Source organism: Burkholderia sp. BC1, assembly GCF_052683555.1.
In genome coordinates this window covers 62,730-71,574 of the sequence record NZ_JBQYLP010000032.1, presented here as the reverse complement: position 1 = coordinate 71,574, position 8,845 = coordinate 62,730, and the positions used below count along the sequence as shown (strand labels likewise).

Genomic DNA, 8,845 nt, shown 5'->3' with positions numbered 1-8,845 from the left:
GGCCGATCATGAACTAAGATTGAAACCGGACCACCCTATGGGGTCAGGCCAGTTGATGATGCAGTCCGCATGCTCGATCGCGCGATGCACGAAATCGCCGTCGGACAATGTCGCATTGCCGAGCCACAGCGGATGCGTCTCGTCGATCACGCCCTTGCCCATCTGCGTCGTGAAGAACGGGATGCCCGTCTTGTCGACGAATTCGAGCAGCATCTTGCAGGTCGTCTTGCGGTTGCCGCCCGCGCCGATCATCAGCAGCGGATGACCCGCGGCCTGGATCGCGTCGACGGCGTGCGCGACCGCCTTCTGCTCGGCGATCGGCCGCCGGCTGAAGCTGCGCGGGATCGGCTTGCCGTCGCCTTCCTCGTGCGCGATGTCTTCCGGCAGCTCGAGGTGCGCGGCGCCCGGCCGCTCCTCCTCCGCGCGCCGGAACGCCTCGCGCACCGCCGACGGAATATTGCCGATCGACACGATCTGCCGCGTGAATTTCGTCAGCGGCTGCATCATGCCGACCACGTCGACGATCTGGAAGTGGCCCTGCTTGCTTGACTTGATCGGCTTCTGGCCCGTGATCATCAGCATCGGCATCCCGCCGAGCTGCGCATAGGCGGCGGCCGTCACGAAATTCGTCGCGCCGGGGCCGAGCGTCGCGAGACACACGCCGGTGCGGCCCGTCAGGCGGCCGTAGGTCGCGGCCATGAAGCCGGCCGCCTGTTCGTGCCGCGTCAGCACGAGCCGGATCTTCGAGCGCCGCAGCGATTCGAGCAGATCGAGGTTTTCTTCGCCGGGGATGCCGAACACGTACTCGACGCCCTCGGCCTCCAGCGCCTTCACGAACAGATCCGATGCTTTCATGGGGACTCTCGGTTGATGCCGCGCGCACGGCTTACGGACGCGCGACGCTTGAGACGGCGCGCGCCGGCCTACGGCGCGCGAACGTATTACCTACCGGATACGAACCACGGGCACTGCCCGCCGCGCGGCGCGCGGCGGCGCCTCCGGACGGGAGGCGAACGGACCCGCCCGCGCGCGACACGCGGACGGCAAAGCCGTTTTCGATTGTAGACGCTATCTCGAAACGACGACGTCGACGTGAGCGGCACCGTCCCGCACATCGGCCTGACGGCCGAATCGGCGCCATGACCGCGCGCACGGCCGTACTGTGACGCTCCAACCTTCGGATGAGGATGTGAACTGTGGTTGACAAATTACCTGTGATGCCTTACCTTGCTCCAACGTTCAGCATCCGGACGACCGCCGTGTTCGACGCGTGGTTTGCCGGCCTGCAGGACCGCACCGCGAAGCGCCGCATTCAGGCGCGCATCGATCGGCTGTCGATGGGCAATCTGGGCAACTGGAAGTCCGTCGGGTCGCCCGTCTACGAGATGCGCCTCGATCACGGCCCCGGCTATCGCGTGTACTTCGTGCGGCGGCGCACGATATGGGTCGTCCTGCTGTGCGGCGGCGACAAATCCACGCAGCGCGACGACATTCGCGCCGCCCATGCGATGCTCGAGCATCTCGACCTGGAGTAACCGATGAGCAAGATCAGCACGCGGCCGTGGGATTCGGCCGAACACCTGAAGACCGACGACGACATGGCCGAGTATTTCGAAGCCTGCCTCCAGGAAGGCGGCGACGATCCGGCATTCATCGCGCACGCGCTCGGCGTGATCGCGCGCGCCCGCGGCATGTCGCAGGTCGCGCGCGATGCGGGGCTATCGCGCGAGGGGCTGTACAAGGCGCTGTCGCACGACGGCAATCCGAGCTTCGGCACGATCCTGAAGGTGATCAAGGCGCTCGGCCTGCAACTGCACGGCGCGAAAGCGCACGCCTGATGCGCGCACCCGCGCGGCGCGGCGCGCGGCCGCGTCAGTGCAGCCAGCCGCCGGCCCAGCGCGGCACGAGCGACACCAGATACAGCCCGAGCCCGATCAGCCCGCCGACCAGCGTGCCGTTGATGCGGATGTACTGCAGATCCTTGCCGATATTCAGTTCGATCTGCCGCGACATCTCGCGCGCATCCCAGTTGCGCACCGTATCGCGGATATGCCGCATCAGGAAATCGGCGAAGTCGGGCGCCATCTCGTGCACCGCACGCTCGACATGCTCGTTCAGCGACGCGCGCAGCGCCGGGCTTTCCGCGAGCCGCGCGCCGAGCCAGCCGCCCAGTGTCGCGGCCTGCCGATGCAGCGCCGAATCGGGGCGCGCGAGATCGGCCTTCAGCCATGCGCGCAACTGCACCCACAGGTCCTTCAGATAGGCGTTGAACGCATCGCCGTCGCGGATGTAGCGCTTGATTTCTTCGCCCTTGTCGATGAACGCGCGATCGTGCTTCAGACGCTCCGTCAGCGTGTGCACGATGCGGTCGAAGCGCTGACGCAGCTCATGCTCGGGGTCGGCCGCGACCGCTTCGAGCACGCGGCTCACCGCATTCGCGACGAGCTCGGCGCCGTTTTCGCCGAGCCAGTGCGTCGGCATGATCTTCTCGACCTTCGGATATTGCGTCTTCAGCCATTCGACGATGAAGCCCGCGATCACGTCGCGGTTCTCGTCCTTGCCGAGCACCGCGACGATCTGCGCGATCGCATCGTCGAGCAGCGCCTGATGGCGGCCGTCCTTCGTCAGCGTATCGAGGATCGCGCCGGCCGACTGCGACAGGTCGATCCGGTCGATCGCCGCGCGGAACGCGTCGTGCACGAACGACTGGATGCGCGCGTCGTCGGTCATGTCGAGCGCGAAGCTCATCAGCTTCGTCGCGTAGCCGCCGAGCGCCTCGGTATTCGTCGGCTCGCCGAGCCACGCGCCGAGCCGTTGCGCGGGATCGTGCTGGCGGATCTGCGCGGCGAGCGCGTCGGGGCCGAGAAACTTCTCGCGGACGAACACCGCGAGATTGTCGGCAATCTTGTCCTTGTTCTGCGGAATGATTTCGGTGTGGCGCGACACGAACGGGATCGGCACGCGCCGGAACAGCGCAACGACCGCGAACCAGTCGGCGAGCGCACCGACCATCGCGGCTTCGGCGACAGCCTTCACGCCGTCGATCCACGGGCCGCGCGGCAGGAAGATCGTCGTGACGAACACCGCGACGGCGGCAAGCAGCAGCCACAGCGCGCGGCGCTTGCTGCGTTTCAGTTCAAGGGCTTTGTCTGACGTCATGGGCAACGGGCAATGCACGCGATGCCGCCAATATGCACCGAGTCGGCCGTTGCCGCCAAATGCGCCGCACGCGCCCATGCCGCCACGCATGCGCGCGTGCGACCGTGCGCCCGTTACAGAAACGCTTTCAGATTCACGGCCGGATCGGCAAGCCGCGCCGGATCGGGCGTCGCGCCGGCCGCGATCAGCCTGCGCGAAGCGCCGATGTCGCGCCCCGCGTTCGCGGCCGCCACCGCGACGATCCTGCCGTCGTGCGCGAGCCCGAACGCGGTGAATGCGCCGCTCGCCGGATCGCCGCGTACGACGATCGCGTGCTCGCTGCCGAACAGCCCGAGCATCTGCAGATTGCAGTCGTACTGATCGGACCACAGCCACGGCAGCTCCGCGTACGCGTCGTCGGCGCCGAGCGCGTTCGCGGCCGCCACGGCCGGCTGATTCTCCGCGACCTGCCACGACTCGATCCGCACATGGCGGCCGAGCAGCGGATTGAAATGCATCGTCACCTCGCCGGCCGCGAAGATCGCGGGATCGGCCGTGCGGCAGCCGGCGTCGACGCGTATGCCGTTGTCGACGTCGAGCCCCGCCGCGTGCGCCAGTTCGACGTTCGGCACGACGCCGATGCCGACGACCACCACGTCGGCCTGCACGTCGCCGCCATCCGTGTCGACGATCGCGCCGCCGCCCGCTGCGCGGCGGACCGCACGCGGCGGCGTCGCCAGCTGGAACGCAACGCCGCGGCCGTCGTGCAGCTGCCGCGCATAGGTGCCGACCACTTCGGGCAGCGCGCGCTGCAGCAGCCGCGCGGCCGGATCGATGACCGTCACGTCGCAGCCGAGCTGCCGCGCGGCCGCCGCCACCTCGAGGCCGATGAAGCCGCCGCCGAGCACCGCGACGCGACGGCCGGGCGCGAGTTGCGCGCGCAGCGCACGCGCGTCGGCGACCGTACGCACGTAGTGCAGCGCGACGCCGTCGTCGACGGGGCCCGCGAACGGGCGGACGCGCGAGCCGGTCGCGAGCACGAGCCGCGCGTACGGCACGCTCGAACCGTCGTCGAGCCGCACGCGCTGCGCGTCGCGCTCGATCGCATCGACGCGCGTGCCGAGCCGCAGCGTGATGCGCTGCGCGTCGTACCAGCCGGCATCGCGCACGAACGCACGCTGTTCGCCGCCGTCGCCGAGCAGCGCGTCCTTCGACAGCGCGGGACGGTCGTACGGCAGTTCGCGCTCCGCGCCGATCATCACGATGCGCACATCGGGATCGCGCGCGCGCAGCGCTTCGGCCGTGCGGCGCGCCGCATGGCCGGCGCCGACGATCACGAACGGATCAGCCGACATTGACTTCCACCTGTCCGTCGACGATCCGGATCGGATACGTGCGCACCGGCTCGGTGATCGGCGCGCACTTCGGCGCACCGGTGCGAATGTCGATCAACCCCTGATGCAGCGGACATTCGACACAGCCGTCCTCCACATAGCCTTCGGAGAGCCGCGCGTGGCCGTGCGAGCAGAGGTCGTGCATCGCGAACAGCTCGTCGCCGATCCGGAACACCGCGATCGGCTTCTGCCCCGCGACGCGCGCCGCCGGTTCGTCTTCGGAAAATTCGTCGAGCGTGCCGAGCGGATGCCACTGGGCGAGCGTTGCTTCTGTCATGTCGTTTCCTTGCTGAATCAGATCGGGGTCGCGAGCAGCGTCTGCACGCGCGACGTGTCGTAGATCACGCGCTTCGTGCGGTAGCGCCAGCCTTCGGGGGTACGCACGACCGTGTCGTAATACTTGCCGGCCTGATATACGTTCGATTCGCCGTTGCTGCGCGTCTGCACGACCACGTAATTGCTTTCGGTGTCGATCTCGCCGTCGCGCTGCGCGACGATCGTGAGGCCCGACGTCATGTGCCGGTACGTATGCTCCTCGTAGATGTTCGCGTGCCGCAGCGACACGACGCGATCGCGCAGCATGCGCCGGTTCGTGCAGTGCACGATGCCGACCGGCAGCCCGAGATCGGCGTTCTCCTTCGGCACGATCTCGTACGTGCAGTCCTCGGTGAACATCTCGGGCCACTGTTCGAGGCGGTTGTTGTCGAGGTGGCCGATGTAGCGGTTCTGCAGCATGTAGATCGCGAACCACGTGTTCATGTCTTCGGTCAGGTTGTCCATCATTGCGCGCTCCCGATTCAATAGCCCATCAGCTTCTGGTAGCCGACCCAGAACTTGCGGATCAGGCTTTCGGTGATCACCGTGTCCTGCTGGTCGGGATTGCCGCGCGACATCTCGATCACCGACGTCGCGTCGCCGTCGCGCACCGTGCCGCGCTGCACGAGCTCGGTCGCTTCGGTGTCCTCCATCGAGATGTAGCCGGCCGGCCCGACGAGGTTCGCCTGCTTGATGCGCAGCGCGCGCAGCTCGGGCGTGTCGTCGGTGTAGCCGAAGAAGTGGAAGATCAGCTCGAAATTGTCGGGCCCCTTCGGCAGGATCTGCCGCGCGACCAGCGTGTTGTGGATCTGCTGGATCACGAGCTGCGGAAAGATCGGCTGAATGTGGTTCGTGCAGTCCTCGTCGTATTCCGACACGAGATCGAGGATCGATTCGTCTTCCAGATGAAAGCCCTCGTCGAACGACCGGATGTTCTGCTGCTTGTAGGCGGCCGACGTGTCGTCGCCCGTCTTCGTCACGGTGATGATGCTGTGCAGACCGTGATTCGCGTCCGGAATCGAGCGCGCCTTCATCCCGACGCGGAAGATGTTGAACGTCGTATGGAACAGATGCAGCATGCTCGCGTGATACGGATCCTTCACGTTCTCGAGATAGAGCTTCCAGTTCGACTTCGAATACTGGCGCGTACAGCCGAGATACTCGATCGGCTTGTGGAAGATCCGGTCGATCCACGGACGCATCTGCTCGCCGAGATAGTCGGGCAGCGGCGCGACCTCGTCGCTGAACGTCGCGAACACGAGCCCGCGATAGCTGTCGACGCGCAGCTGGCGCAGCCCGTGCTGCTTCGGATCGAAATCGGCCGGCATCCCGGTCATGCCCTTCTGGCCGCGCCGGAACGGCACGCCGAGCAGGTTGCCGCGGTTGTCGAAGCTCCACTGGTGATAGACGCACGTATGCGAACTCGCGTTGCCGCGCGCCTTGCGGCAGACCTGCGCGCCGCGATGCGCACAGCGGTTCACCCAGGCGGCGAGCGTGCCGTCGTCCGTGCGCGTGACGACGACGGGCGTGTCGCCGACGAACGTGCTCTTGAAGTCGCCGGGATTCGGGATTTCCGCTTCCAGCGCGACGAAGTTCCAGGTCGGCCCGCGGAAGATGCGTTCCTGTTCGCGGTCGTACACCGCGCGCGAGCTGAACACCTTGTACGGCACGCGCGAGCCGTCGTCGTGCGGGAAAACCACGTCGGCGTCGTCGCGCGCGGCGAACCGGACGGGCGATTCTGTCTGCTCCATGTCGGACTCCTTGTCGATCCGTGTCGTTGACTCCATGGAGCGGATTTTTGAAACGCTAATATTCGGCGTCTATCCGGAAAGTGCGATTGCGGCGGCGCAGTATCCACTTTCGGCGGATTTCTGCGCTAGCATGACGCACACACGATGCCGCGCACGGTCGCGACCGATTCGTCCGACCGATGCGCACGTCCCCACGAAGGCCCGGCCTATGTCCCCAACGCCGTTCGAGCCGCTTGCGCTGCGCGCGCATCGGCTGTTCGAATCCCGCGATCTCGACGAAACGCGCGAGCGGATCTCGCGCGTGATGCAGCCGCATGCACTGCTGCCGAGCGGCCGCGTGCGCGGCGCGTCGCATATGGATTTCGTGCGGCTCGGCGGGCTCGGGATCGGCACGATCGCGTTCGGCGACGCGATGCGCGTGCAGGTCGACGCGGTCGACGGCTACTACCTGCTGATGTTCTGTCTGTCCGGCCACGCCGACGTGCGTGCGATGGGGCGGCAGCTCGGCGTCGATGCGCAGACGGGCGTGCTCTGCGCGCCGGGCGAACGCTTCGATGCACTGCTGTCGGCCGATTGCGAGCAGTTCGTGCTGCGGATCGACGCGGCGACGGTGCGCACGCTGACCGGCGATCCGCGTGCGACGCTCGATCCGGTGCTGCACGTCAGCGACGCGGCGCTCGCCGCCTGGCGCGATCAGCTGATGCTGGTCGCGCGCTCGCCGGACCTGCTCGAACGCGCGCGGACGAATCCGCGCGTCGCGTCGCAGCTCGAGCATCTGCTGATCGATCTGCTGATCGAAGGCCACCCGCCGTCCGTGCTGCCGGCGGCACGCCACGATCCGGTGCCCGGTTTCGTGCGGCGCGCGCAGGAATTCGTCGATGCGCACTACGCGCAGCCGCTGCAGCTCGCCGACATCGTGCGCGCGGCCGACGTGCCCGAGCGCACGCTGCGCGATGCGTTCCTGCAGTTTCGCGGCACGAGCCCGATGCAATACCTGCGCGCGAAGCGCCTCGAGCATGCGCGCGAGCTGCTGCTCGGCGCGACGCCCGAGCGGCGTATCGCCGACATCGCGCTCGACTGCGGGTTTACGCACCTCGGCCGGTTCGCGCTTGCGTATCGGGAAAGATTCGGCGAATCGCCTTCGGACACGCTTGCCGGGCGGTCGTAAGCGCCGGTGCACGCTCCGGCGCCGGGAGGCCCGCGCTCAGGCGCTCAGGCGCTCAGGCGTCTCATGCGCTCAGGCGCCGCCGCCATGCGGACGCATGCGGGATAGGCCGTTAGTTGCGAACCTGCGGGCAAACGATCGAACGATCGACCGCCGCTACGCATGCCCGGCCGGCACGATCATCTCGCGCGCGATCGCGCAGAACTTCGCGGTCGCCGCGCTTTCGCCGTGCAGCCGGCGGCTCATGATGATCGGCGACGTCGCGACCGGTTCCGGCAGCCGCCGGTAGACGACGCCCTTCACGCGCACGCCCTCCACGCTCTCCGGCACCAGCGACACGCCGACCTTCGCCGCGACGAGCCCGAGTGCCGTCTGCAGTTCGCGCACCTCGTGCACGGCGGCCGGCACGAGCGCGCCGTCGCGCAGCGCGGACAACTGCTGATCCGCGAAGCTCGGCCGCGGCGTGCTCGGGTAGACGATCAGCGTTTCGTTCGCGAGGTCCGCGAGCGTCAGCGGCCGGTCGGGGTCGGCGAGCGGATGACCGACCGGCACCGCCGCGATCAGCTTTTCCTCGATCAGCGCTTCGCGCACGAGCTGGTCGTCGTCGAAGCGCAGCCGGCCGAACCCGACGTCGATCCGCCCGCCCTTCAGCGCGCCCAGTTGCTCGAGCGTGAACATTTCGACGAGCGACAGCTCGACGTCCGGCTGCGCCTCGCGAAACGCGCGGATCACGTCCGGCAGCGCGCCGTACAGCGTCGACGGCACGAAGCCGATCACGATCCGTTCCGACAGCTGCGCGAGCCGCCGCGTCAGCGGCCCGAGCTCGTCGGCCTGCTCGACGACGCGCCGCGCCTGCGCGTAGAACACGCGCCCCGCGTCGGTCAGCTTCAGCGGCCGTGCGCCGCGCACGAACAGCGGCAGCCCGAGCTCCTCCTCGATCGCCTGCAGCTGGCGGCTCAGCGGCGGCTGCGTGATGTGCAGCCGCTCCGCCGCGCGCGTGATGTTCATTTCCTCGGCCACGGCCATGAAGTACCGAAGCTGGCGCAATTCCATTTCATGCTCCGAAGGTATGGAAGTAGTCG

At 67.7% G+C, this 8,845-nt stretch carries 9 protein-coding genes and 1 pseudogene; 3 read left to right on the top strand and 7 right to left on the bottom strand.

The window, feature by feature from the left end:
- Positions 1–51: 51 nt before the first annotated feature.
- Positions 52–855: pseudogene (locus tag ACSHSS_RS17535) on the bottom strand (thiamine pyrophosphate-binding protein); the annotation flags it as partial.
- 362 nt (positions 856–1,217) lie between these two features.
- Between ACSHSS_RS17535 and ACSHSS_RS17530 the strand changes: the two are divergent.
- The gene (locus ACSHSS_RS17530) at positions 1,218–1,535 is read left to right on the top strand and encodes a type II toxin-antitoxin system RelE/ParE family toxin (RefSeq protein WP_445545289.1); all 318 of its coding nucleotides are present in this window, start codon (positions 1,218–1,220) and stop codon (positions 1,533–1,535) included.
- Positions 1,536–1,538: 3 nt separating this feature from the next.
- Positions 1,539–1,838: an addiction module antidote protein gene (locus ACSHSS_RS17525; RefSeq protein WP_006398012.1), complete on the top strand. Its 300-nt coding sequence runs from the start codon at positions 1,539–1,541 to the stop codon at positions 1,836–1,838.
- Positions 1,839–1,872: 34 nt separating this feature from the next.
- Here ACSHSS_RS17525 and ACSHSS_RS17520 read toward each other — a convergent pair whose 3' ends face one another.
- The 5 genes from ACSHSS_RS17520 to andAc form a co-directional block, all read right to left on the bottom strand.
- On the bottom strand, positions 1,873–3,159 hold the full coding sequence (locus tag ACSHSS_RS17520) for a DUF445 domain-containing protein (protein WP_060183236.1): 1,287 nt from the start codon (positions 3,157–3,159) through the stop codon (positions 1,873–1,875).
- Positions 3,160–3,272: 113 nt separating this feature from the next.
- Positions 3,273–4,493 (bottom strand): anthranilate 1,2-dioxygenase system ferredoxin--NAD(+) reductase, encoded by a 1,221-nt coding sequence (andAa, locus tag ACSHSS_RS17515; protein WP_445545288.1) that lies wholly within the window; start codon positions 4,491–4,493, stop codon positions 3,273–3,275.
- Positions 4,483–4,809: an anthranilate 1,2-dioxygenase ferredoxin subunit AndAb gene (gene andAb, locus ACSHSS_RS17510; RefSeq protein WP_445545287.1), complete on the bottom strand. Its 327-nt coding sequence runs from the start codon at positions 4,807–4,809 to the stop codon at positions 4,483–4,485. Before andAb ends, andAa begins: the two co-directional genes overlap by 11 nt.
- 17 nt (positions 4,810–4,826) lie before the next feature.
- Complete coding sequence (gene andAd, locus ACSHSS_RS17505) at positions 4,827–5,315, bottom strand: anthranilate 1,2-dioxygenase small subunit AndAd (protein ID WP_006398008.1); 489 nt, start codon at positions 5,313–5,315, stop codon at positions 4,827–4,829.
- A 14-nt stretch (positions 5,316–5,329) separates the two neighbouring features.
- Positions 5,330–6,598, bottom strand: coding sequence for an anthranilate 1,2-dioxygenase large subunit AndAc (andAc, locus tag ACSHSS_RS17500; protein ID WP_012467811.1), 1,269 nt, complete (start codon positions 6,596–6,598; stop codon positions 5,330–5,332).
- A 208-nt stretch (positions 6,599–6,806) separates the two neighbouring features.
- Between andAc and andR the strand changes: the two genes are divergently transcribed.
- Entirely contained in the window at positions 6,807–7,766 is a 960-nt protein-coding gene (gene andR / locus ACSHSS_RS17495) for an anthranilate 1,2-dioxygenase regulatory protein AndR (protein WP_059875253.1), read from the top strand.
- A 153-nt stretch (positions 7,767–7,919) separates the two neighbouring features.
- On the opposite strand, the gene ACSHSS_RS17490 is transcribed toward andR, so the two are convergent.
- Positions 7,920–8,816, bottom strand: a complete 897-nt coding sequence (locus ACSHSS_RS17490) for a LysR family transcriptional regulator (protein ID WP_006411359.1) — start codon at positions 8,814–8,816, stop codon at positions 7,920–7,922.
- Positions 8,817–8,845: the final 29 nt, after the last annotated feature.

Coding starts and splice junctions, on each gene's coding strand:
- andR (WP_059875253.1), top strand. CDS start 6,807: ATGTCCCCAACGCCGTTCGAGCCGCTTGCGCTGCGCGCGCATCGGCTG.
- ACSHSS_RS17530 (WP_445545289.1), top strand. CDS start 1,218: ATGCCTTACCTTGCTCCAACGTTCAGCATCCGGACGACCGCCGTGTTC.
- ACSHSS_RS17520 (WP_060183236.1), bottom strand. CDS start 3,159: ATGACGTCAGACAAAGCCCTTGAACTGAAACGCAGCAAGCGCCGCGCG.
- ACSHSS_RS17525 (WP_006398012.1), top strand. CDS start 1,539: ATGAGCAAGATCAGCACGCGGCCGTGGGATTCGGCCGAACACCTGAAG.
- andAc (WP_012467811.1), bottom strand. CDS start 6,598: ATGGAGCAGACAGAATCGCCCGTCCGGTTCGCCGCGCGCGACGACGCC.
- ACSHSS_RS17490 (WP_006411359.1), bottom strand. CDS start 8,816: ATGGAATTGCGCCAGCTTCGGTACTTCATGGCCGTGGCCGAGGAAATG.
- andAb (WP_445545287.1), bottom strand. CDS start 4,809: ATGACAGAAGCAACGCTCGCCCAGTGGCATCCGCTCGGCACGCTCGAC.
- andAd (WP_006398008.1), bottom strand. CDS start 5,315: ATGATGGACAACCTGACCGAAGACATGAACACGTGGTTCGCGATCTAC.
- andAa (WP_445545288.1), bottom strand. CDS start 4,493: ATGTCGGCTGATCCGTTCGTGATCGTCGGCGCCGGCCATGCGGCGCGC.